Genomic DNA, 22,319 nt, shown 5'->3' on the forward strand with positions numbered 1-22,319 from the left:
CCCGGCAAGCGCACATTCCGACAGAACATGAGCCCACAAAGAAAAAGTAGATTACAAAAATCTACTTTATAGCTTATATTTTTGCATTCGTTTATAAAATGTACTTCGAGGTACATCTAATAGTTTTGCAGCTAACGAAACATTTCCGTTCGTCTTTTCTAACGCTTCAATCATGCTATCACGCTGTATTCTTTCACGGAAATTTAATGTATGATCTGCTTTATTCTCAACTTGCAATTCAAGTTGATGTTGATTTCCCATCATAGTTTGTAATAAAAAAGAGATTTGTTTTTCGCATATTTCCCGTCCTTGCGACAAAATGTAAATACGTTCTAACACATTTAATAATTCTCGAATATTTCCGGGCCATGTATGTTGTGAAAGTTGATTACAAATACTCTTTGGAAATACAACATTCCAATTCTTTCGTCTACAAAAATCTTGTATGAAGTACGGAATATCCTCTTTTCTTTCTATTAACGATGGAACATAAAGTGGATAAACATGTAAACGATAATATAAATCTTGACGGAATTTCCCTTCTTCTACTAATCGCAGTAAATCTTTATGTGTCGCAGTAATAACACGAATATTTACCGGTACCTCTTTTGAACTGCCAATTGGGGTTACTGTTCGTTCTTGTAAAACACGCAATAATGCGACTTGCATCTCTGGTGGCACTTCACCAATTTCATCTAAAAATATTGTTCCACCGTCTGCTTGTTTGAATTTCCCTTTATATCCTTGACGTCGCGCACCTGTAAACGCACCTTCAGCATAACCGAATAATTCACTTTCCATTAATTCTTTCGGCAATGAACCACAGTTAACAGCTATAAAAGGACCATTTTTTCTTGGACTATTTTCATGAATCGCTCTCGCTACATATTCTTTCCCTACACCTGTTTCACCACAAACATATACACTAGCGTCAGTTGGAGATACAAGCTTAATTTCTTCTAAAGTATGTTGAAATGCATTGCTTGTCCCAATAACTCCAGGAAAAGTAATTCCGTTTACAAATGGGGAAGTAGAAAATAAATTCTCTCGCTTATTTTCTTTTACATAAATACATTTCCCGATCATTCTTTCATTACTATATACTGGTACTTCTAATTTAGGTTTCAATCCATTTCGCATTAAATCTTCAAGTTTCATTCGTGACCAATTAGAAACTCGTTCTCGAACCTTCTTGCTTGCAGAAACGATAACATCACGATGATTACAAATGATAACTTGTTCATCACTGTCAATTACATCTAAAAAACGATGGATTAAATGTAATTCATTTTGATGCACTCGAATACTACATTCACGTTCAATCGCATGTGCAATCGAGGTTACCATCCCGAGCATATACGGATGTGAAAATTCAATTGGACAAGAGAAATCTAGAACTCCAATTAATTTCCCGTCATCATTATGAATGGGAGCGGCCGCACAGCTCCAGCTATGAGATGCGACAGAATAATGCTCTGTACCACTTATCATAATAGCCTCTTCAATCTGTAACGCGGTTCCTATCGCATTTGTACCAACAGCTGCTTCCGTCCATTTCACACCTTCAATGAAGTTAATATGTTTCGCTCGTTTTAACGTTTGTTGATTTCCACTTAGCGATAGAACGTAACCGTCTGGATCAATTAATAATGCCATCATTTGCAGTTCATCAATGATTTTCCTCATATTTTGTAATTGAGGTATTGCTATATCAAGGAAGATTTCACTCTTTTTCTTTTGATCCTGAAAAATATAATAAGACAAAATTTTCTGACCTTTATTCATATGAGGATTCACATTTGCTTGTTTACATCGATGCCATGACTCTGAAATTCTTTCGTTTATACGGTTCGAATCAAGGACTCCTTCATCAACAAACTTTTTCCATGTATGTAAGTAAAACGGTGAAGCTAACATTGTATCATCTCCCTATTCATTGTTTTGGAGATCTGTAAAAACATACTTTTATTATAAAACTGAATAAAAGCGTTTTCAATAAAACTAGAAAGACGACACAAATATGTTAATAATTTGAATATCCTAATTCGCTTCTTTATTCTTTTTTAGTAAAACTATATTTTGTATAATGGACGCAAAGAAAATACAGAACCAAAACCACTTTTGTGGAGTGCCGTTTATAAAGAAAACTATCACCGCTATTGCAAATAAAATGGTAGATGCTAAACTAAAATATAATTTTGTTTTAATTCTCATTATCCATCACTCCTCTATCACTTTACAGTACATATTAACTCTTCATTTTTTAACTCTACTATGTACTTCTGTAAAACATATTCTCTTCCGCCATGTTTTTCATACCAATCATGTATTCTTTTAACATGCATCTTATCACTTCTAATTTTTGTTTCAATTTCTTTATACTGTTCATAAATATCATATTCCCATATGGCAAACACTTCAGTCGTGTCATTCTTATTATCTTTCATCCAGCGCCCTATTAGCCTAGAGCCATGCTTTAACTGATTAGGTAAGTTCGTGTTATTGAAATGATCATTAAATATTTTAATAAATTCATTTTTTACTATATAGTACTTTCTTCTATAAAACATACATTTCCCCCTCTTTTATGAACAGACTCAAATACACCTTCCCATTACAACCGTATTATAATACCTCCCATCCAAAAGCCTTTTATCATTTTTTAAAATACCTTCTACTTCAAAACCTAATTTTTTATAAAGTTGAATAGCTTTTTCATTTGTCTCTAACACTTGCAATGCTATCTTTTTCACTTCATTTTCATCAGCCCACTGAATAGATTGTTGCAATAGACTCTTACCGATTCCATATCCCCAAAATTCTCTTAAAATACAAACACCAAATTCTACCTTATGGGATAATCTCTTCAAATTTGATCCTTCACATCTTGAAAATCCTGCGATTCGGTTGTCCACTTCTGCAACTAAAAAGAGATTTTTCGTCTCTTCACTATCTGTTTTTATTATTTTTTGAAAACCTATCTTATCTATAAATCCCTCTCCAGCTTCTCTATCCATATTTTCAGTTTCGCCATCGATCTGAACTCTAATTTCCGATAACTGCTCAGCATCCGTTTCAGATGCAGAACGAATTGTATAAGTTAATCCATTTATATGAAACTCTTGTCCTTTTATAATCATTACAAACTCCTTTTAAATGCAGTCTATTGATGCTATCAAAATTTCTTTGCCTTGTTTCTCAAATTGTTGAATCGTTTCTTTACTAGTCTCTTCATCTGTTATAATAAGGTCAATTTCTCTCAGTGACTCTCCTTTTATAAAGCAATTTGTTCCGAGTTTATTATGAGGAGCTAAACAAATGTTTCTTCTAGCAATTTTACTTACTGTTTTTCCAAAATAAGCAACTTCCGAAGTTGCAGTACTTATACCGTTCAATGAAATGCCACCACCTGTAGAGAAATAAAGATCAATAGATAATCTACTTATCATTTCAGAGGCAAGTGTATCTGTCATATTTCCTGATGGTTTCACCTTTCCACCAATTAAGTACGTTTCTACATTCTTAAACTCCCTTAACTTACTAGCAATTTCTAATGCATTCGTAATCACTGTAAATGATGTTTCAGGTAAATACTTTAACATCGCATAATGAATAGATGCCCCGCCAATAAAAACGGAATCTCCTTCTTGTATGTAGGATGCAGCAACTTTTGCAATCACTTCTTCACCTAGTGAACTATCACGATAACGTTTCGATGGTTCAGCAGTTAAATTCCTTACTCTAGTAAGTTCGATTGCACCTCCATGTGTTCTTTTTAACAAGCCATCCTTCTCCATAATAGATAAATCTCTTCTTATAGAATCAATAGACATATCGAGACTTTCCGCAAGATCTTTAGCAATTACCCTTCCATCTTTCTTCAGTAACTCTAAAATTTTTTCTCTACGCTCTTCAGTAAACATGTTCCCACCACCATTATTGAAAATTCAGAAATTTAATCTTTATTTTAATTATATGCACGCCTCTTCCGTTTTACAATATTTTCAATTCTTATTTATTCCGTTTTATACAGTATTCTCCCTCTTTCTATCCTTTTCAACTTGAAAACTTCACCAAAATAATTAAATAATATGTATTTATATATAGATAGCAAAGCTGCCCTTTAACAGATATATATTGGAAACTTGATAATTTAGCATCTAAATAAAAAACAGTCCTATAAGACTGTTTTTTATTTGTAAAGTTATAAACTTTACTAGTTACCTATCTCAAGCAATACGTCTTTTGCACAAATCGTCACTTCTTCAAATGGGCAATCAAATAAAACACCCAATTCGAAACCCTCATTAATAAGATCTATTTCATGACATAACCACCAAGCACCTTCAAAATGTTCCGGAATAGAACATTTCGTTACGCCTGTAAAAGTTACTTCCAGTTTATCAAATTCACTGAAAGTACCATTGCAATCTAAAGTTATTATTAGCTTATCTTCTGACCTTCTTTCTACTGATTTGACTACACTGTCATGTAGTGAGTATTCATGTAGTTGAACGACATTCTGCGCAAGCTTTTCTTTTATAGTATTATAATTATCTAAATACGCTTGTTCTAAATCACTCATTCTTTTCTCATAATCTACTGTCCACTCAAGCATAAGTTTCTTTAATTTTTCCGATGGGTATTCTGAATTAATTGTATTTTCATGAATGTATGGATGTAATGACTTAGGTAGAAACTTTAATAGATCTTCTTTCTTTTCTTCCACGTCTTCTCTTAAACTTTGCTTATAAACCATTCCTATCTTTTCGCTCTCTCGCAACATCTCTTCCCATTCTTCTACTGTTTCTGAGAAAATTAAAAATCCAGACACTTGCATTTCTTTATACCAATCTTTATTAAAATACTTCAAAGACTTTCCCCCTAAAACATTTTAACATCCAACAAAAGCAATACATCTATTTATTATATCATTCCAATAACTATTTTTTCTAAAGAAAAAATGCAAAACTATAAATATTCCGCCTTTTATTTCTAAAACTTCAGAATATTTACAATAGTTGATAATTAGAATACATTATACTAGTACAAAGTTTCACCTGTACAAAATCTAAACAAAAAGGGATGGTTATATGTTGAAGAAATTAGTAGCAGGGACATTAGTAGCAGGATTTGCATTAACTGGAGGATTAGGTGCAGTAAGTGCAGAAGAAAAAAGTAACACAATTAAGTCATTTGACTATTTACAAGTGGATGAACAGAATGTTAATTCATTTGCAAAATTAAGTGATCAGGATAAGAAAGATATCCAAATTACTATGGTATTACCAGAGCAAAATGAAAATGGAGATTGGCTAGCTTACGGTTTTACTAGCCGCGAAACATTAGATGCTTATATTGAAAAGGATAAAAAAGTACTTAAAAATAAAATTAATCCTTTAGGTAGCGGTGCTGGTAGTACAGATTTTTATGAACATATAAATAAAGGTGGACAATATATTTACTGGAGCAGTGGCTTTAAAAACTTACCTTCAAGCTGGAATGATAGAATTTCTTCTGTAAGTACAGCATCACCTTCTGCAAGTTATTCAACGACACTTTGGGAGCATACTTCTACACAAGGGTATGGAAAAGGTGTTGTATTTAAACACGCTGATTGGTATGGTAAAACTGCTAATTTAGCTCCTGAATGGAACGATAAAACTTCAGCTATTGACGTTAAAAAGTAATAAGGTATTCAATTTTTTCTATATAAAATCAAACCACTATTCTCTCATTCATTTAGAGAATAGTGGTTTATTATATTTTCATCTAGGCATGTACAGCATGTCCTACAGCTTGTAATAACGCTTCATGAATCGCTTCAGATAAAGTTGGATGCGCTGCAATATAATCTCTCATAATATCAGCGGTAACTTCTGTATGAATCATTACAGTTCCTTGTCCGATTAGTTCGGTTGCACGAGGACCGATAATAGAAATCCCTATAATTTCTTGATATTTAGGTTCAACAATAACTTTTACTTTACCTGTTTGTTCTCCAATAATAAGCGCTTTTCCGTTCGCTGTAAAAGGAAATTCTCCAATTTGTATGTCACCGTACTGCTCTCTTGCATCTTTTTCGTTTAAACCAACACTTGCGATTTCTGGGGATGTGTATATACATCGAGGTACTGCATGATAGTTAACTTTCACATCTTCTCCACTCGCATGTAACGCTGCTGTCGTTCCTTCATGGAAAGCAACGTGAGCAAGTTGTATTCCACCAATCACATCACCTGCTGCGTAAATATGTGATACATTTGTTTGCATATGTTCATTCACAGAAATTCCTTTATTTGAAAATTGAACACCTGCTTTTTCTAAATCTAATTGTTGTACACGTGGTTTTCGGCCGACAGAAACGAGAACATATTCCGGATTGGCTTCTTGGATACTTCCTTCATATTCAAATAAAGCTTGCTTCTTATAATTATTTAATCCTTTTAAAACAGCTCCTGTAAATATTTCTACGCCATCATTTTCTAGTTTATCTCTTAAAATATGTGCGATATCTTCATCTTCACCAGGTAATAATTGCGGTGCCATTTCAACAATCGTAACTTTTGTTCCAAAACGACTATAAATACTTGCAAACTCGCAACCTATTACACCACCGCCAACGATTAATAATGATTTCGGTATATTTTCTAGGGACATTGCATGGCTACTATTTAAAATCCACTTCCCATCAAATGGAGCAAAAGGTAATTCAGTCGGTTCTGAACCTGTTGCTATAATGAACTGGTCTCCATCTACTACATCTACTTTATCACCGTGTGTAACTCGTACACGGTGATCCGTTTCAAATTTCGCTTTACCTTGTATAACTTTTATTTTATTTTTCTTCATTAAATATTGAATTCCTTGGACAAGCTGCGTTACGATCTGTGATTTCCTCGCCTGTATTTGCTTCCAATCAATTGATATACTTCCATCGTTAAGTGTAATTCCATAATTATTCGCTTTTCTCACAATGTCATGCACTTCCGCACTTTCTAACAATGATTTTGTAGGCATGCAACCAACATTTAAACAAGTCCCGCCAAGATCTGCTTCATCAATAAGAGTGACATCTTTCCCATTTTGAGCCGCAGTAATTGCTGCTACATAACCAGCAGGTCCGCCTCCAATAACGACTAATTTACTCATTCTCTCACCTTCTCTTTATAAAAGAATTGTTACAGGTTCTTCTAAATAACGTTTAATTGTACGTAAAAATGCAGCTGCTGGCGCACCATCTAGTACACGATGATCGAAAGTTAAACTCAAAGGTAACATACTTCCTTTTCTTAATTTTTTCCCTTTATATACAGGAACATGTTCAATTGCACCAACACCTAAAATACCAGTCTCAGGTGTATTTAATACTGGTGTGAAATACTCAATTCCAAAGCTACCTAAATTACTAATTGTAAAGGTTGTTCCTTGCATATCGTCACTACTTAAACTACCTTCTCTTGCTTTTTGTGCCACATTTTTAATTTCTTTAGATAATTCTACTAAAGATAAATTATTAGCAAAGCGAATAGACGGAACGACTAATCCTTTTTCTAAAGCGACTGCCATGCCTAAATGAACATGTGCAAATTGATGAATGGCATCATTTATATACGCGCTGTTCATTTCTTTATGCTCTCTAAGCGCTAATACAACAGCACGAGAAACGAAATCTGTAATAGTTAGTTTGTTATCATAGCGTTTTTGTACAACTTCCGCTATTTCTTTATGTAAAGCTACTAAATCTGTAATATCTACTTTCATCGTTAATGTTAATTGCGCACTATTTTGTAGGCTTGCATGCATACGGTTCGCAATTGCTTTTCGCATACCAGTCACAGGAATGACTTTACTTTCTTCTTGTTCAAGTACTTCTGGAATTGCAACTCTTTCTTCAAGTGCCTTTAATACATCTACTTTTATAATTCTTCCACCAGGTCCTGTACCAATTAATGATCTAATATCAAGATTTTCAGTTTTTGCAATCTTTTTCGCAACCGGAGATATTTTGATTCTTTGCTTCGCTACTTCTTTCGCATATGGTTCTGGATGTTGTATATTTTTAGGTTCCGCATTAGGTGTTTTTTCTTTTACAACATTTGTATTTTCATAGACTTCTACTTTTTCGTTCGGCTTACCGATATAGCAAATTACAGTACCCGGTGGAACTCCCTCATCTTCACTTACAGTTATATCAAGAACAGTTCCATCAGCCGGTGCTTCTATTTCAGTTTCGATTTTTTCCGAGTTAATGCTAGCAATTAGTTCACCTTTTTCTACATTATCACCTGCTTTAATATTCCAGCTCGTAATAATACCTTCTTTCATCGCCATACCTAACTTTGGCATTACAACTTCAACAGCCATGTTTCTCTCTCCCTTCTCATCGTTTCATTACACATGTAATAAAGATTGGTCTCCGATCATTTCTGATACAGTTTCAATTACTTTTTCCGGCGTTGGTAAATATAACTTTTCAAGTGGTGGAGAGAACGGAACTGGTGTATGTGGTGCTGTAATTCGTTTAATAGGTGCATCTAACAAATCGAATCCTTTATCCGCTACAATTGCTGCAATATCCGTTGCGATACTACATCTTGGATTTGCTTCGTCAATAACAATTAGGCGATTCGTTTTTTCAACAGATGCTAAAATCGTATCTTCATCCAGTGGTGATAAAGAACGTGGATCAATTACTTCCACTTCAAGTCCCTTTTTCGATAATTGCTTTGCAGCTGCAAGTGCTGTATGAACTTGTTTTCCAATTGCGACGATTGTTACATCAGAACCTGCACGTTTAATATCTGCTTTCCCTAATGGAATTGTATAGTATTCTTCTGGTACTTCGCCTTTCATATTGTAAAGTGTTTTATCTTCAAAGAAGATCACTGGATCGTCATCTTCAATTGCTGCTAATAATAAGCCTTTTGCGTCATACGGAGTAGAAGGAACGACAACTTTTATACCTGGAATGCTCGTAAATAACGCATATAAACTTTGTGAATGCTGTGCCGCTGCGCTAAAACCAGCACCATGCATCGTACGTACTGTAACTGGCACTTTCGCTTTACCACCGAACATGTAGCGGAACTTTGCACCTTGGTTTAATACTTGATCAAGGCAACTACCTATAAAGTCATTAAACATTAATTCAGCAATCGGACGTAATCCTGTTGCAGCAGCTGCCATCGCCGCCCCCATATAACCCGCTTCTGAAATAGGTGTATCTAAAATACGATTTCGGCCAAATTCTTGTACAAGGCCTTTCGTAACACCGAGTACACCGCCCCATGCTTCATCGTCTTGCAAGTGATCAACTTGTGCACCGCCTGCAACATCTTCTCCGATTAAAATTACATTTTCATCACGACGCATTGATATTTTCATCGCTTCATTAATTGCAGTTGACATACTTACTGTTCTAGTCATTATTTTTCACCCTCCTATTATTTGTAAGAAACGTATACATCTTTTAATAATTCTTCATCCTCTGGATATGGACTATTTTCACTAAATTCAATTGATCTTTGCACTGCTTCATCTACTGCCTTTTCCATATCGACAAGTTCAGATTCACTTAATAGCGCTTCATGAATTAAATGCTTACGGAAATTCACAATCGCATCTTTTTCATTTAAATGTTCTTCTTTTTCTTCTGAAGTTTTATACGTTTGTGCTTCACCTTCGAAATGACCGTAATTGCGATATGTCATACATTCAATTATTGTTGGACCACCACCATTACGCGCACGTTCTACTGCTTCTTCCGCGGCTTTATATACTGCAAGTAAATCTTTTCCATCCACTTGAATACCTGGAATATTGTAGGCTTTTGCTCGATCTGCAATGGAATCACAACTTGACGCATATTCAAATGTCGTTGCTTCACCGTAACCGTTATTTTCGGCGATAAAAATAACTGGTAACTTCCAAATCGCTGCTAAGTTAACCCCTTCGTGAAATGTCCCTTCATTATTTGCTCCGTCACCGAAGAAGCAAACACTCACATCTTTCGTTCCTTTATATTTAGCTGTTAATGCTGAGCCACAAGCAAGTGGAAAACCTCCACCTACAATCCCATTTGCACCAAGCATTCCTTTATTTAAATCGGCAATATGCATGGAACCGCCTTTACCTTTACATAACCCTGTCACTTTCCCGAAAAGTTCAGCCATCATCCCGTTTAAATCACAGCCTTTTGCGATACAATGTCCATGTCCTCTATGCGTACTTGTAATACTGTCACGATCCGTTAAGTGGGCACATACACCAACTGCTACCGCTTCTTCACCTGCGTATAAATGAACGAAACCTGGCAGAACGCCTTGGGCGAATAATTCATGCACCTTATCTTCAAACTTACGAATCTCTAACATTTTTTCATACATCCAACGAGCTTGTTCTTTCGTAATTTCATTCCCTTTACTTTCAGTTGTTTTTAACATGTTCAGCCCTCCTATTTTCTTGTTCATCTTTTATATCGCAAGTACTGTGCCAAATTCTAATTCTTGATTTCATAGGTTTTCTCTTTTCTTTCATAATAAAAAAGTGGACAAAATGAGACATATGTCTCGTTTTGTCCACTTTTGTTCACCTAATTTGAGAATTATTATCTTATTCATTCTCAAAACTCTTCTGCAACTTCCGGATGTAAATAATTTGACCAATATGATAAGCGTTATGAGTTGTTACATTCGCTAATATTTCCCACCATTTTGCGGAAACAGGAAATCCAACGACATCACTTTCAACCTTCTCTTCATTTATAAGTTTTTGCCATTGTAACAGTTTCTCTAGTAGTTTTTCTCTCAACTCATCGAAGGTTTGATTATTTGAAAGCATAAAACTTTTGTTATTATCACCAATAGCGGGCACGGCATTCACATTCGATTCTTTGTACCTAGTTTGCCACGTTGAGTTCCAATACAGTAAATGTTGTACAATTTCAGCTATACTATTACTCTCTTCATTCGGTTTCCAGAAAGCTTCTCTCTCAGATAGATCTTTCACTGCATCCGAAAATGGAATATACCAACTAGGATCGTTTGCATTCGCCAATAATTGATCTGCTAATACATCTTTTACATGGGCCATTTTTTTCCCTCATTTCATTAACATATTAATACTCACTTCTCTATATACGCTGAGTCTTTATAATTCCCTCTTTTAAAAATCTCATAGAATATAGAATTAACGGGTATTTCTCTCTAAACGAATGTAAGAATAATAGATTTTATTTTCATAACTCGTTATGATAAAAGAAAAAGAAAGCTGGCGGAAAATGGATAAAAAAATCGCAGTTATAACCGGGGCTTCAAATGGTTTCGGTCTTTTAACAACACTTGAGCTTGCGAAAAAAGATTATTTAGTCATAGCTACAATGCGAAACCTAGAAAAACAAGTGAACTTAATATCTCAAGCTACTCAACTCAACTTACAGAAAAACATAACAGTTCAACAATTAGATGTAACCGATCAAAACTCAATACATAACTTTCAATTATATTTAAAAGAAATAAACAGAGTAGACCTACTTATTAATAACGCAGGATATGCACATGGGGGCTTTGTAGAAGAAATTTCAGTAGAGGAATACCGTAAACAATTTGAAACGAATCTTTTTGGGGCTATTTCAATCACTCAGCTTGTTTTACCTTATATGAGAGTACAAAAAGGTGGGAAAATCATTAATTTAAGTAGCATTAGTGGTCAAATTGGATTCCCTGGTCTATCCCCTTACGTTTCTTCAAAATATGCGTTAGAAGGCTGGAGTGAATCCCTTCGTTTAGAAGTAAAACCGTTCGGAATAGATGTTGTATTAGTGGAACCAGGTTCTTATAACACAAATATATGGGAAGTGGGTAAACAACTAGCTACAAACCAATCTGAAACTACTTCTCCTTACAAAGAATATATGGATAAAATACAAAAACATATTAATAGCGGCAGTGATACATTTGGTAATCCGATAGATGTTTCTAATAAAATCGTAGAAATTGCAGAATCGAAGCGTACGAAATTACGATATCCGATTGGAAAAGGTGTAAAATTTATGATGTTCGCGAAGAAGATTCTTCCTTGGAGATTGTGGGAATACCTTGTTTTAAGAAGCTTTAAGAAAATGTAGTTTACTTTTTTGATAAACATTTTGAAAGAGGTGCTAATCAAATGTTAGGTTTACCGTTTGGAAAAGTGTTTTTAGTTCCATGGACTAAAGAATGGCAAATTGAGTTTATGTAAGAAAAACAACTCATTGAAGAACAAATTGGCAAACATATTTTAGCGATACACCATATTGGTAGTACTTCTATTCCACATTTAAGTGCAAAGCCAATTATTGATATTGCAATCGAACTAGAAAATTATACGGACGGTTTAAAATGTATAAAAAAGTTAGAACTACTAAACTATAAATACAGAAAAGATGTACTGCCTGAACGATATTATTTTAATAAAGGAGAACCACGAACTTATCAAATTCATATGTATGAACAAGGAAATACATATTTAATAGAGCAATTACAATTTAGAGATTACTTAATAGACAATAAAACTTCTCGTATTCAGTATGAACAGTTAAAGATTCAACTTTCACAAGCTAATCCTAATGATAAATATCAATATGCTGAGGATAAAACAAATTTCGTTACATCCATATTAGCCAAAATAAATGATGAATTTAAATAAGAAACCATTTACTACTCAATGGTTTCTTATTTATTAGTTAACTCTTGATTTGTACCATCAATAATCACCTTATTATACAGCAGGTGGAACGAAATAAACTAGTATTGAGAGCATCAATATAAATGCAACCATTCCCGTTATCGAGAGTATATATTCTTTTGATTCTCTATCATACTTCCATTCCATCCATGCTCTTAAAGTCGATGATATCCCTAAATAAATGAACATGACATAAGCCATTTTAGAGTTTTCAAATTTAAACATATAATAACAACTACCTATTATATAAATAATAATAAGTCCTATTTCTATTTTTACATGTAAACTATTCACATGCTTATATCCAAAGAAGCCTCTTTTCTCCATATTTAATTTTATTCTTAAAAACTGTTCTAAAAAGTAACCACCTATAGCCAGTCCAATAATAATAATCAAGATTGTAGAAATACCCATTGTTATCCCCCTCCTATTACTTTATTTATTTTTAGAAATAGAGTGGACTATATTACGTTTATTCTCTTCTAAATAACTTACAATTTCTTCAGGATATGTGGGCCTCTCCTTTAATTCATTTATACTTTTCCAAATTAATATAATATCCTCATATTCTTTATGTCTAATTTCATTTATTACCCTCTCTTTAACAATTCCCCTATGTATCAATGTGCAATGATGTCCTTTTTCGTTGTCCCACTCGAAAATATGTTCATTTACTACGGCCAATTCTTGAACATCAATCTTCAAATTGTATTCTTCTATTAATTCTCTTACTATTGCTTCTTTTGCTGTTTCACCAAATTCAATAGAACCTCCTGGAAAACGATAAAATGTTTCTCTTAAATCACATTGTACAAGTACTTTAGAATGGTCTTCATTTAAAATCATTACTTCAGCACGTAATCGAGGACTTTTCATTTCTTCTCTCCCTATAATTGCTCATTTTATGATATTGCCATAGTGTCTTAATCAATACGTATTAAATAAGGAAATATAGAATTATCCCCGTTATCAATAGTGATACAACTCCGCCTAAGGACATCAAAAACTCCCTTGATTCTCTATCATATTTCCATTCCATATATGATTCGAAACTATACAACGTAATTAAAAACAGAAAGGGTAGAAAGCCCATGTATAGAGGGTTCGAAAGAGAAGAGCATATAATTATAACTACTATATAGGAAAAAATAATAATCCTGTTTCCCCATTTATGCAGCTTATTTACATATTTATTATTCCATCCTTTTTGTTTCGGTATATTTAGCCTTTTTCTCACTATATTTTCTAAAACAAATAAGAATATGATCCATAAAACTAATACAATTACTTTCACATGCATTAGAGAGATCACCTCCTTTATCTTATCGTCTGGATTTTCTCCGGCTGATCACTCGGATACGTAGTACTCATTTTGTTCTCTACGTCCCAACTAATAATAGTCGCACTATCTCTCCCTAATTGCTGATGAACGTGTTCTAAAACATTATGAACATTTTCTTTTAGTTCTACATTACTTCCGTTCATATCGTTATACAGATTTAATGGTGCTTCATAATGTCGTTCTCCACATTCTAATACTCCATCTGTAACCATTACAATTCGATTCTTCCCAGTACGTAATTCACGAATTCCTGTTGAATAGCAAGGAACGGGTAAATCAAATGTGTTTACATATCCAATCCATTCGTAAAAATGACGTTGATTTAATGCATATTGCCCTAACTTATGTAACTCTTCATGTAATACATAAATGAGGCAATCGCCAATAGACAACCACCATATATAATTTTCTTTTCTTACACATATTAGGCAAGCTGTTTCACCTTTAATGCTTTGGCACTTTTCCTTAAATGAAGAGGATTGAAAGATTGTAAGTATATGATTTTCAACAGACTGAAATACTGAATTAATTGGTTCATTCAAAATTACTTTTATATTTTCATATTCTTTTTCGATTGTATTTACTACTAAGTCAACACTTTCCGCACTATTATGTCCATCTAAAATAGCTGCAAATTCCCATTCACCATTTGACCAAACTAATGCACCATCTTCATTCTTTTTCGCTCCAGCACTTATATTCCCGCCATATTTACCAAGTACAATATCACCATATTGCTTAACTAAGATTTCACCTAAACACATTTCCCTACTTCCAACCCACGAATATTGTGTATTATTTGTTGTATGCATACTCATTTACCATATACTTTCGTATTCTTTCGCATAGTTTTTTTATTTTCTCTTCGTCACCATATGGTGCACCAGTCCATTTCGCTACTTCGGTTGGTGACCAAAACTCTTTTGGTGTATTCGGATAACGCGGAATAATGTGCATATGCATATGTGGTACACCATTTCCTGAAACAAAAGTGTAAATATGTTCTGCTCCTTCACTTTCTTTTAATGCTTTACTTACTCTACTTGTTATAAGTCCGAACGCTTTCGCTTCTTCATCTGTTAGTTCAGCGAGACCAGGTACATGTCTTTTTATATCTATCATTACATAACCTAGGTATGTTTCTTCACTATCCCAATGGACATGTCCAACGTAAACGAGTTCATCTTCGTAAATAGCTCCACCTGGAACTATAATATTTCCTTTATGTTTTTCGCAAATGAAGCAGTTTTGTTCTACTTGATTGTTTGTTGACATATCCATCACCATCCTTTTTATATATAATATCACAAAAAAAGGAAAAACAGGTTTGATATTCCGAATTTTCATTCTTTTAATACAGCAATTTTTGAAATGAATTTACACCTCATTATTTCTTCAAAAACGCAATCCCAATTATAATCCCAATCACAATTCCGATTACTAAATTATTTGTAAAGTGCCCTTGAAATACACCAATTACAACCCCTATACCGACACCTATTGCCAAAGCATCATTTCTTTTTTTATTTTTAGCCAAAATTGCATTTCCTCCCATCATTTCTCCCTAAATAACATACATTTACTTGAATGTATTAATATATGCACTATCTCGTTTCAATATTTCCAAAAAATGTACTATAACTTCACATATAATATTTTCCATTTTATGTACATACTCCTTTTATCATAAAAAAATTTCAAGTAACCATTAATTATACATAGGCATTTACTATAAGAAAGATCCGTAATTTATTTAAGGAGGAACGATTTAAATGCATCCTTATTGGAATCCAAATATGAATCAACAATATGTTTATTCCCCCCATCCCGTAAGGAATACATTACATCATGATTCACAATATATGATGCAGCGTATTGCAAGTCTTGAAAGTCAATTAGCGAAACTAATCTCATTAATCGACGAAAATAATCAATTAATTAAATCAATGGAACAACAACAAAACCAAGTTTGCGCACCAGCTGGCGGTTCTGTTATCGTTCATATGTAATTTTTTTGAACAAAAAAACACACTTTGTATAATAAAGTGTGTTTTCCTTTTATCTTCTTTTTTGATGGAATCCTTGTGTAATGCGGTCTAATATAATCGCAATGACAACAATAGCTAGTCCGGCTTCAAATCCCATTCCGATATTAACTTGTGTTACAGAGCGGTATACATCAACTCCAAGTCCAGGAGCTCCTACAAGAGATGCTGTTACAACCATCGATAACGAAAGCATAATACTTTGGTTCACTCCAGCCATAATCGTTCCGGTTGCAAGTGGTAATTGTACTTTAAATAGTTTTTGTGATGCTGTGGATCCAAATGCATTCGCTGCTTCAATTAAATCTTCTGGAACTTGTCTAATTCCTAAGTCAGTAAAACGAATTGTCGGTGGCATTGCAAAGATTACGGATGCGATAATCCCAGGCACTACACCTACTCCGAAAAATGTAATTGCAGGAATAAGATATACGAAAGCCGGCATTGTTTGCATAAAGTCTAATGTCGGTTTTAAAAATTTTGAGAAGCGTTCATTTTGAGAAGCTAAAATTCCGATTGGGATTCCTACAATAATTGAAATAATAACAGACGTAAGTACAAGTGCTAATGTTTGCATCGTCTGTGCCCAGTAGTTAATATTTAAAATAAATAATAAACCGATCAATGTAAAAATAATTAAAGATACCTTTCTCGTTGTGTACCAAATGAGGAAACAAAGGATAATAATCATCAATATGGCCGGTATTATTGTTAAAAAATTAGTGAGTAAATCAACGAATCCACCGATAATATAAGAGAATCCTCGGAATAAGCCTTCAAGGTGCTCATATAAACTTGCAACAAATGAATCGACCCATTCTCCTAATGGAATACGTGGTATACTACTCATCGTCTTTCACCTCTTCCTCAATATTACCTGCAAGAGCTTGAATGACACTTTCGCGTTTAATAATTCCTCTTAGCCTTTTCTTCTCATCAATTACTGGTAACGGATATTTCATCTCCGCCATTTTCGCATACGTTTCTTCAAGTAAAGTATCTAAATACACATGCGGGATATCGGTAAGTAATAAATCAGCAATTGGCCACTGTTTTTGAACGGCTTTACTCGCATCATCTGCCGTTAATATCCCTAAAAACTCATACTTTTTGTTAACAACATACACAGTAGAAACGCCAGCGTTCCTCATAATTTGAAGTGCTACACGCGGTCCACGATCAATTAATAAAGTCTCCGGTCGTTTTAATATAGATTCCGCCGTAATTACTTTTCCTAAATTTACATCCGCTACGAATTTCTCTACAAATTCATTGGCAGGACTCATCATAATTTCTTCCGGTGTTCCAATTTGGACAATCTCTCCATCTTTCATTAATGCGATACGATCTCCAATTCGAAGAGCTTCATCTAAATCATGTGTAATAAAAATAATTGTTTTCTCCATTTTATCTTGTAATTCTAACAGCTCATCTTGCATTTCTTTTCGAATCAGTGGGTCTAATGCACTAAATGACTCATCCATTAACAATACATCTGGATTATTTGTTAATGCCCTTGCGATTCCAACACGCTGCTGCATACCGCCACTAAGTTGACTTGGATAATTATCTTTATGATGATCGAGTCCTACTAACTGTAGCGATTCTAACGCTTTATTCTCTCGTTCCTCTACTGGAACTCCTTGAATTTCTAACCCGTACGCAACATTTTGTATTACTGTACGATGTGGAAATAAAGCGAACTTTTGAAACACCATACTCATCTTCGTTCTTCTCACTCTTCGCAACTCTTCTTTTCCCATCGTTGCGATATCTTCACCATCTATGTATATATGCCCCGCTGTTGGTTTAATTAATTGGTTTAACATCCGAACTAACGTAGATTTCCCGCTACCAGACAAACCCATAATAACGAAAATCTCTCCAGTATATACTTCAAATGTTGCCTTTTTTACACCAACGTTCATTCCTGTCTCTTTCAAAATTTCCGATTTGCTTTTTCCTTCTTTTAATAAAGACAGCGCTCTTTGCGGGTGTTTCCCAAATACTTTTGTTACGTTTTCAACACGCACCTTTGTATTATCCATGTCACTACTCCTTTTCTACCCATCTATTCATATAGTGTTGCGATTTTACAAAGAAATATTACATAAAAATGACATTCATAAGATTTCTTTAAAATTCGCGTTTCCGTTCATAATAAGAATGCTTACTTATACATTTATTTAAAAAGGCAAACATTTCTTAGGAGGGTTTCGATGAAAAAGAAAATATGGCTTATATGCCTTGCATTATTTATTACTATGATATTCTCTTCATGTAATGCAACAAATGCAAATTCGAAAGGGAAAATTAAACTTGGTGTAACAAGTTGGAAAGAAAACATTGCAACGGCAAACATGTGGAAAGTTTTATTAGAACAAAAAGGTTACAAAGTTGAGCTCATGTATTTAGAAAAAGCTGCGATTTGGACTGGCGTTGCTCGTGGTGATGTGGATGCGAATTTAGAAGTATGGCTACCTGTTACGGATAAACCGCTAAATGCTCGTTATAAAGATGATATTGTCTTAAAATCAAAATGGTATGAAGGTACTGGCCTTGGCCTTGTCGTCCCTTCTTATGTGAAAAACATTAACAGTATTGAGGATTTAAATGCTCATAAAGATGAACTAGATAACAAAATTGTCGGTATCGAACCCGGTAGTAGTCTTATGAATTTAACAAATAAAGCTATGAAGGAATATGATATTAAATTAAAACTTGTCCAATCTTCTGAAGCTGCGATGATGAGTGAATTAAAGAAAGCATATAAGAAAAAGAAACCAATCGCTGTTACGCTTTGGAATCCGCATTGGGGCTTTTCAGAATTTAACTTAAAATATTTAAAAGACCCTAAGAAAGTATATGGTGAAAAAGATGACATTTATTACTCTGTTCGTAAAGGTTTCGAAAAAGATCATCCGGATATCGTGAAATACTTTGACAAATGGAAAATGAACGATGAACAGCTTGGTACATTAATGGTCATGTTAAATAAAACGAAAGATCCTGAAGAAGCGGCGCGCAAATGGATTGAAAAGAATCAAGCGCTAGTTGATGAATGGGTAAAAGATTAATAAAACAGGCTAGAGGATATGCTATTCCTCTAGCCTGTTTTATCTTATTTTTTCGTAACAACATCATCTACAATCCCATATTCTTTCGCTTCTTCAGCAGTCATAAAATAATCTCTTTCTGTATCATGTGCTACTCTTTCAATTGATTGCCCCGTTTTTTCTGCAATCATTTTATTAATATCACGCTTTAACTTTAGTATTCTTTTCGCTGTTATTTCAATTTCTGTTGCCTGGCCTTGCGCACCACCAAGTGGCTGATGAATCATAATTTCACTGTTAGGTAGCGCAAACCGTTTTCCTTTTGCACCTGATAATAATAACAATGCACCAAATGATGCTGCAAATCCCATGCATAGCGTTTGTACATCTGGTTTAATGAGATTCATCGTATCTAATATGGCAAAACCCGCTGTTGTTGAACCACCTGGGCTATTGATGTATAAATATATATCTTTCTCTGCATCTTCCGCTTCTAAAAATAATAATTGAGCTACGACACTACTCGCTACTTGATCATTTATTTCTGAACCGATAATAATAATGCGATCTTTTAATAACCTTGAATATATATCATAGGAACGTTCTCCTAATTTCGTTTGTTCTACTACATATGGAATTGCATTCATTTTAAATCCCTCCAATAATTGTTATGCCGCACAAAGCATACAACTGTAGGAAGAAGGTTTTTTCGCATAAAATAGTAAGACTGGCTGTTTAGATGGTAACTTAGTAAAATCTATTGTAGGAAGAAGTTTTGTTAGTAATTCTGGCTTTTCCTCCCGAATAGACGTTACTACAACTTCAATGTCATCTGTGAATTCGACCATCTCTATCCCTTCTTCGCTTACAGTTTTCAGCCTATTTCTACTCCGAAATAAAGAGGCTTTTACTGCACCTTCTGATACGGAACATACTTTAGCAATATCAGCTAAACTATATTGAAACACATCTTTTAATAGTAAAATTGCGGATTGCTGTACATTTAATGACGATAATACTTTCCCTACCATTTCATGCAAATCTGCAATGTTCTCTTGTGGGGCATCAAAAATAATTTGTTCCTTTATTTTTTCATGAACTGATTTTGATTTCATCTGGTCTATCCAGCGATTTCTAGCTATTTTATATACAAGCGTTATACAAATATCTTTATTACTATATTTTTGAAGAACTTTACAAACTGTTTCTTGGGCAAGATCTTCGCCGTCCCATTTGTTTTTCGTTAAAAATGTACAGTATCTTTTCAATTCTCCATATTGCTCAATTAAAAAGTTTATATTTGAATGATTCATATCGATATGATTCTTTAAAATATGAGTTACTTTTGTGCACAAAATAACCACTCCTTTTCAGCGCTTACTTAATTAACGATTCAACAAATAAAAAAGTTACGGGGCATATAAAAAAATTATGTTTATGTTCAATAATTCGCGGTCATAAATATGTTATGTACAATTTTACTTGAGGAGGAACAAATTTGCCAAAATTAACAATTGAAGGTGCGGGAACTTTTGATGTGAAAGAAGGAACAAAGTTAGTATTAGCGATTGAAGATAACGGTGTACATATTCTCCATCGTTGCGGTGGTAAAGCACGTTGCACTACTTGTAGAGTTGAAATTATTGCGGGTGATTTCTGTGAAGCGAGCACAAATGAAAAAAATGCGATTACAGAAAAAGGAATTGAAGATCACTTACGTTTATCATGCCAAATGCACGTACATAAAGATATAGTCGTTCGTCCTATACTTACAGTAGAAAATTCAGGTCTTGATGCAGGCCCACGTCCAGCAGAATAATATGCTGAATTTAAAACAGCTCGCTGGTGAATATGCTGCAAACTTTGTAAAAGATGGGATGAAAGTTGGACTTGGCACAGGTTCTACTGTATATTGGACGATACAAAAATTAGGTGAGCGTGTAAAAGAAGGCTTATCATTTCAAGCTGTACCAACGTCAAAAGAAACGGAAGTATTAGCTAAACAACTAAATATCTCTCTAATTTCGTTAAACGACGTACAAAGCCTTGATCTTACAATTGATGGAGCGGATGAAATTGATGCTAATTTACAGCTTATAAAAGGTGGTGGTGGCGCATTACTTCGCGAGAAAATTGTTGCCACTTCCTCCAAAGAACTAATTATTATTGCTGATGAATCGAAACTTGTAACACATTTAGGTACTTTCCCATTACCTGTTGAAATTATACCTTTTTCATGGAAACAAACCGAAAGGAAAATTCAATCTTTAGGTTGTCAAACAACGTTACGTTTAAAAAATAATGAAACATTTATTACCGATAACAATAACATGATTATTGATTGTATATTCCCTCATAACATAACTAATCCTACCAATTTACACACTCAATTAAAAATGATTACAGGTGTAGTTGAAACAGGGTTGTTTGTTAATATGACTAGTAAGGCAATTATTGGAACAAAAAACGGGATAAAGGAACTATAATGAAAGCTGACTCTTACAGTCAGCTTTTTATATTTTCTCTGTATTGTGTATCATTATGATATACTATGAAAACAAAAGCACATCACACTAGAAAGGACTGAACAATTTGCACTCCAAAGTCATAACAGAACTTACAGATTTAGAAACCGCCTTTCATATTCGAAAAGAAGTATTTGTAAAAGAACAAAATGTCCCTCTTGAAGATGAATTCGATACATTCGATACATTCGATAAAATCGGTGAGAAATGCAAACATATTTTAGTTTATTATAACGATCTTCCTGTAGGTACAGGTCGTATACGATTTGTTGACGGTGCAGGAAAATTAGAACGCATCTGTATTTTAAAAGACTATCGTAAATACGGATTAGGAAAAGTAATAATCAAAGCGCTAGAAGAAATTGCTCGTGACAAAGAAGCTACAAAAGTAAAACTACACGGTCAAACACAAGCTGAAGGATTTTATAAAAAATTAGATTATCAAACTTCTTCTGATGTATTTATTGAAGATGGTATTCCGCATATACTTATGATGAAAATGTTATCATAATAGAAAGGTGACTATATTGTTTATTCATATAGTCACCTTTCTGTATCTTATTCACTTGAAAGTCTCTTTAGTAAATATTCCAATGAAAGAACTTTTAACTTGAAAGCAAAGAAC

Annotated in this window: 28 protein-coding genes and 1 pseudogene; 8 read left to right on the plus strand and 21 right to left on the minus strand. The window is 34.0% G+C overall.

What is annotated here, in order from left to right:
* Positions 1–66: 66 nt before the first annotated feature.
* The 6 genes from QCI41_RS03785 to QCI41_RS03810 form a co-directional block, all read right to left on the minus strand.
* Positions 67–1,917, minus strand: coding sequence for a sigma-54-dependent Fis family transcriptional regulator (locus QCI41_RS03785; protein WP_353838283.1), 1,851 nt, complete (start codon positions 1,915–1,917; stop codon positions 67–69).
* A 123-nt stretch (positions 1,918–2,040) separates the two neighbouring features.
* Positions 2,041–2,214 (minus strand): hypothetical protein, encoded by a 174-nt coding sequence (locus QCI41_RS03790; protein WP_353838282.1) that lies wholly within the window; start codon positions 2,212–2,214, stop codon positions 2,041–2,043.
* Positions 2,215–2,231: 17 nt separating this feature from the next.
* The gene (locus QCI41_RS03795) at positions 2,232–2,570 is read right to left on the minus strand and encodes an NIPSNAP family protein (RefSeq protein WP_353838281.1); all 339 of its coding nucleotides are present in this window, start codon (positions 2,568–2,570) and stop codon (positions 2,232–2,234) included.
* Between the two features lie 27 nt (positions 2,571–2,597).
* The gene (locus QCI41_RS03800; protein WP_353838280.1) at positions 2,598–3,140 is read right to left on the minus strand and encodes a GNAT family N-acetyltransferase; all 543 of its coding nucleotides are present in this window, start codon (positions 3,138–3,140) and stop codon (positions 2,598–2,600) included.
* 12 nt (positions 3,141–3,152) lie between these two features.
* Entirely contained in the window at positions 3,153–3,923 is a 771-nt protein-coding gene (locus tag QCI41_RS03805) for a DeoR/GlpR family DNA-binding transcription regulator (protein ID WP_353838279.1), read from the minus strand.
* Between the two features lie 293 nt (positions 3,924–4,216).
* Positions 4,217–4,873: a DUF4085 family protein gene (locus QCI41_RS03810; protein WP_353838278.1), complete on the minus strand. Its 657-nt coding sequence runs from the start codon at positions 4,871–4,873 to the stop codon at positions 4,217–4,219.
* 220 nt (positions 4,874–5,093) lie between these two features.
* Here QCI41_RS03810 and QCI41_RS03815 point away from each other — a divergent pair, with 220 nt between their 5' ends.
* Positions 5,094–5,690 carry a hypothetical protein gene (locus QCI41_RS03815; protein WP_353838277.1) on the plus strand — a complete coding sequence of 199 codons (597 nt, stop codon included), beginning with the start codon at positions 5,094–5,096 and terminating at the stop codon, positions 5,688–5,690.
* An 82-nt stretch (positions 5,691–5,772) separates the two neighbouring features.
* On the opposite strand, the gene lpdA is transcribed toward QCI41_RS03815, so the two are convergent.
* From lpdA to QCI41_RS03840, 5 genes are all read right to left on the minus strand, one after another.
* Positions 5,773–7,152, minus strand: a complete 1,380-nt coding sequence (lpdA, locus tag QCI41_RS03820; RefSeq protein WP_353838276.1) for a dihydrolipoyl dehydrogenase — start codon at positions 7,150–7,152, stop codon at positions 5,773–5,775.
* Positions 7,153–7,167: 15 nt separating this feature from the next.
* Entirely contained in the window at positions 7,168–8,367 is a 1,200-nt protein-coding gene (locus QCI41_RS03825) for a dihydrolipoamide acetyltransferase family protein (RefSeq protein WP_353838275.1), read from the minus strand.
* A gap of 27 nt (positions 8,368–8,394) precedes the next feature.
* Positions 8,395–9,429 (minus strand): acetoin:2,6-dichlorophenolindophenol oxidoreductase subunit beta, encoded by a 1,035-nt coding sequence (gene acoB / locus QCI41_RS03830; RefSeq protein WP_046954100.1) that lies wholly within the window; start codon positions 9,427–9,429, stop codon positions 8,395–8,397.
* Positions 9,430–9,446: 17 nt separating this feature from the next.
* Entirely contained in the window at positions 9,447–10,445 is a 999-nt protein-coding gene (gene acoA, locus QCI41_RS03835) for an acetoin:2,6-dichlorophenolindophenol oxidoreductase subunit alpha (protein ID WP_353838274.1), read from the minus strand.
* A gap of 169 nt (positions 10,446–10,614) precedes the next feature.
* Positions 10,615–11,094 carry a DinB family protein gene (locus QCI41_RS03840; protein WP_046959629.1) on the minus strand — a complete coding sequence of 160 codons (480 nt, stop codon included), beginning with the start codon at positions 11,092–11,094 and terminating at the stop codon, positions 10,615–10,617.
* 187 nt (positions 11,095–11,281) lie between these two features.
* Between QCI41_RS03840 and QCI41_RS03845 the strand changes: the two genes are divergently transcribed.
* Positions 11,282–12,127 (plus strand): oxidoreductase, encoded by an 846-nt coding sequence (locus tag QCI41_RS03845; RefSeq protein ID WP_046959630.1) that lies wholly within the window; start codon positions 11,282–11,284, stop codon positions 12,125–12,127.
* A gap of 41 nt (positions 12,128–12,168) precedes the next feature.
* Positions 12,169–12,687 (plus strand): annotated as a pseudogene (locus tag QCI41_RS03850) (GrpB family protein).
* A gap of 72 nt (positions 12,688–12,759) precedes the next feature.
* Here QCI41_RS03850 and QCI41_RS03855 read toward each other — a convergent pair.
* The 6 genes from QCI41_RS03855 to QCI41_RS03880 form a co-directional block, all read right to left on the minus strand.
* Positions 12,760–13,140 carry a DUF4181 domain-containing protein gene (locus QCI41_RS03855; protein ID WP_098150854.1) on the minus strand — a complete coding sequence of 127 codons (381 nt, stop codon included), beginning with the start codon at positions 13,138–13,140 and terminating at the stop codon, positions 12,760–12,762.
* Between the two features lie 21 nt (positions 13,141–13,161).
* Positions 13,162–13,602, minus strand: coding sequence for an NUDIX domain-containing protein (locus tag QCI41_RS03860; RefSeq protein ID WP_353838273.1), 441 nt, complete (start codon positions 13,600–13,602; stop codon positions 13,162–13,164).
* A gap of 61 nt (positions 13,603–13,663) precedes the next feature.
* Positions 13,664–14,026 (minus strand): DUF4181 domain-containing protein, encoded by a 363-nt coding sequence (locus QCI41_RS03865; protein WP_000558206.1) that lies wholly within the window; start codon positions 14,024–14,026, stop codon positions 13,664–13,666.
* 17 nt (positions 14,027–14,043) lie between these two features.
* Positions 14,044–14,880: a PP2C family serine/threonine-protein phosphatase gene (locus QCI41_RS03870; RefSeq protein ID WP_353838272.1), complete on the minus strand. Its 837-nt coding sequence runs from the start codon at positions 14,878–14,880 to the stop codon at positions 14,044–14,046.
* Positions 14,864–15,343 (minus strand): HIT family protein, encoded by a 480-nt coding sequence (locus QCI41_RS03875; protein ID WP_000106234.1) that lies wholly within the window; start codon positions 15,341–15,343, stop codon positions 14,864–14,866. Before QCI41_RS03875 ends, QCI41_RS03870 begins: the two co-directional genes overlap by 17 nt.
* Positions 15,344–15,455: 112 nt before the next feature.
* Positions 15,456–15,623, minus strand: coding sequence for a glycine zipper domain-containing protein (locus tag QCI41_RS03880; RefSeq protein WP_000509286.1), 168 nt, complete (start codon positions 15,621–15,623; stop codon positions 15,456–15,458).
* A gap of 217 nt (positions 15,624–15,840) precedes the next feature.
* On the opposite strand from QCI41_RS03880, the gene QCI41_RS03885 reads away from it, so the two are divergent.
* Positions 15,841–16,077: a hypothetical protein gene (locus QCI41_RS03885; RefSeq protein ID WP_353838271.1), complete on the plus strand. Its 237-nt coding sequence runs from the start codon at positions 15,841–15,843 to the stop codon at positions 16,075–16,077.
* Positions 16,078–16,126: 49 nt separating this feature from the next.
* Here the strand turns inward: QCI41_RS03885 and QCI41_RS03890 are convergent, their stop codons facing one another.
* Positions 16,127–16,963 carry an ABC transporter permease gene (locus tag QCI41_RS03890; RefSeq protein WP_000095064.1) on the minus strand — a complete coding sequence of 279 codons (837 nt, stop codon included), beginning with the start codon at positions 16,961–16,963 and terminating at the stop codon, positions 16,127–16,129.
* A complete protein-coding gene (locus QCI41_RS03895; protein ID WP_000370614.1) occupies positions 16,956–18,161 on the minus strand; it encodes a quaternary amine ABC transporter ATP-binding protein in 1,206 nt (401 codons plus the stop codon). The genes QCI41_RS03890 and QCI41_RS03895 overlap by 8 nt, the downstream gene beginning before the upstream one ends.
* A 171-nt stretch (positions 18,162–18,332) precedes the next feature.
* On the opposite strand from QCI41_RS03895, the gene QCI41_RS03900 reads away from it, so the two are divergent.
* Positions 18,333–19,190, plus strand: a complete 858-nt coding sequence (locus QCI41_RS03900) for a glycine betaine ABC transporter substrate-binding protein (RefSeq protein WP_088081336.1) — start codon at positions 18,333–18,335, stop codon at positions 19,188–19,190.
* 44 nt (positions 19,191–19,234) lie between these two features.
* On the opposite strand, the gene clpP is transcribed toward QCI41_RS03900, so the two are convergent.
* On the minus strand, positions 19,235–19,816 hold the full coding sequence (gene clpP / locus QCI41_RS03905; RefSeq protein ID WP_000991621.1) for an ATP-dependent Clp endopeptidase proteolytic subunit ClpP: 582 nt from the start codon (positions 19,814–19,816) through the stop codon (positions 19,235–19,237).
* Between the two features lie 21 nt (positions 19,817–19,837).
* Positions 19,838–20,524, minus strand: coding sequence for an RNA polymerase subunit sigma-70 (locus QCI41_RS03910; RefSeq protein WP_353838270.1), 687 nt, complete (start codon positions 20,522–20,524; stop codon positions 19,838–19,840).
* Positions 20,525–20,667: 143 nt separating this feature from the next.
* Between QCI41_RS03910 and QCI41_RS03915 the strand changes: the two genes are divergently transcribed.
* The 3 genes from QCI41_RS03915 to QCI41_RS03925 all read left to right on the plus strand — a co-directional run bounded on the left by QCI41_RS03915 (position 20,668) and on the right by QCI41_RS03925 (position 22,205).
* Positions 20,668–20,988: a 2Fe-2S iron-sulfur cluster-binding protein gene (locus QCI41_RS03915; protein WP_046954108.1), complete on the plus strand. Its 321-nt coding sequence runs from the start codon at positions 20,668–20,670 to the stop codon at positions 20,986–20,988.
* Positions 20,989–20,992: 4 nt separating this feature from the next.
* Positions 20,993–21,655, plus strand: coding sequence for a ribose 5-phosphate isomerase A (rpiA, locus tag QCI41_RS03920; RefSeq protein ID WP_353838874.1), 663 nt, complete (start codon positions 20,993–20,995; stop codon positions 21,653–21,655).
* 106 nt (positions 21,656–21,761) lie between these two features.
* Entirely contained in the window at positions 21,762–22,205 is a 444-nt protein-coding gene (locus QCI41_RS03925; RefSeq protein WP_353838269.1) for a GNAT family N-acetyltransferase, read from the plus strand.
* The last annotated feature ends 114 nt before the right edge of the window (positions 22,206–22,319 follow it).

Origin of the sequence: Bacillus cereus group sp. MG4, from assembly GCF_040460055.1 — a bacterium.
In the GTDB taxonomy this organism is placed as follows: Bacteria; Bacillota; Bacilli; order Bacillales; family Bacillaceae_G; genus Bacillus_A; species Bacillus_A wiedmannii.

Bases quoted from the DNA above. Each gene is read 5' to 3' on its own strand.
- QCI41_RS03785 (WP_353838283.1), bottom strand. From the start codon at position 1,917: ATGTTAGCTTCACCGTTTTACTTACATACATGGAAAAAGTTTGTTGAT.
- QCI41_RS03790 (WP_353838282.1), bottom strand. From the start codon at position 2,214: ATGAGAATTAAAACAAAATTATATTTTAGTTTAGCATCTACCATTTTA.
- QCI41_RS03795 (WP_353838281.1), bottom strand. From the start codon at position 2,570: ATGTTTTATAGAAGAAAGTACTATATAGTAAAAAATGAATTTATTAAA.
- QCI41_RS03800 (WP_353838280.1), bottom strand. From the start codon at position 3,140: ATGATTATAAAAGGACAAGAGTTTCATATAAATGGATTAACTTATACA.
- QCI41_RS03805 (WP_353838279.1), bottom strand. From the start codon at position 3,923: ATGTTTACTGAAGAGCGTAGAGAAAAAATTTTAGAGTTACTGAAGAAA.
- QCI41_RS03815 (WP_353838277.1), top strand. From the start codon at position 5,094: ATGTTGAAGAAATTAGTAGCAGGGACATTAGTAGCAGGATTTGCATTA.
- lpdA (WP_353838276.1), bottom strand. From the start codon at position 7,152: ATGAGTAAATTAGTCGTTATTGGAGGCGGACCTGCTGGTTATGTAGCA.
- QCI41_RS03825 (WP_353838275.1), bottom strand. From the start codon at position 8,367: ATGGCTGTTGAAGTTGTAATGCCAAAGTTAGGTATGGCGATGAAAGAA.
- acoB (WP_046954100.1), bottom strand. From the start codon at position 9,429: ATGACTAGAACAGTAAGTATGTCAACTGCAATTAATGAAGCGATGAAA.
- acoA (WP_353838274.1), bottom strand. From the start codon at position 10,445: ATGTTAAAAACAACTGAAAGTAAAGGGAATGAAATTACGAAAGAACAA.
- QCI41_RS03840 (WP_046959629.1), bottom strand. From the start codon at position 11,094: ATGGCCCATGTAAAAGATGTATTAGCAGATCAATTATTGGCGAATGCA.
- QCI41_RS03845 (WP_046959630.1), top strand. From the start codon at position 11,282: ATGGATAAAAAAATCGCAGTTATAACCGGGGCTTCAAATGGTTTCGGT.
- QCI41_RS03855 (WP_098150854.1), bottom strand. From the start codon at position 13,140: ATGGGTATTTCTACAATCTTGATTATTATTATTGGACTGGCTATAGGT.
- QCI41_RS03860 (WP_353838273.1), bottom strand. From the start codon at position 13,602: ATGAAAAGTCCTCGATTACGTGCTGAAGTAATGATTTTAAATGAAGAC.
- QCI41_RS03865 (WP_000558206.1), bottom strand. From the start codon at position 14,026: ATGCATGTGAAAGTAATTGTATTAGTTTTATGGATCATATTCTTATTT.
- QCI41_RS03870 (WP_353838272.1), bottom strand. From the start codon at position 14,880: ATGCATACAACAAATAATACACAATATTCGTGGGTTGGAAGTAGGGAA.
- QCI41_RS03875 (WP_000106234.1), bottom strand. From the start codon at position 15,343: ATGTCAACAAACAATCAAGTAGAACAAAACTGCTTCATTTGCGAAAAA.
- QCI41_RS03880 (WP_000509286.1), bottom strand. From the start codon at position 15,623: ATGGGAGGAAATGCAATTTTGGCTAAAAATAAAAAAAGAAATGATGCT.
- QCI41_RS03885 (WP_353838271.1), top strand. From the start codon at position 15,841: ATGCATCCTTATTGGAATCCAAATATGAATCAACAATATGTTTATTCC.
- QCI41_RS03890 (WP_000095064.1), bottom strand. From the start codon at position 16,963: ATGAGTAGTATACCACGTATTCCATTAGGAGAATGGGTCGATTCATTT.
- QCI41_RS03895 (WP_000370614.1), bottom strand. From the start codon at position 18,161: ATGGATAATACAAAGGTGCGTGTTGAAAACGTAACAAAAGTATTTGGG.
- QCI41_RS03900 (WP_088081336.1), top strand. From the start codon at position 18,333: ATGAAAAAGAAAATATGGCTTATATGCCTTGCATTATTTATTACTATG.
- clpP (WP_000991621.1), bottom strand. From the start codon at position 19,816: ATGAATGCAATTCCATATGTAGTAGAACAAACGAAATTAGGAGAACGT.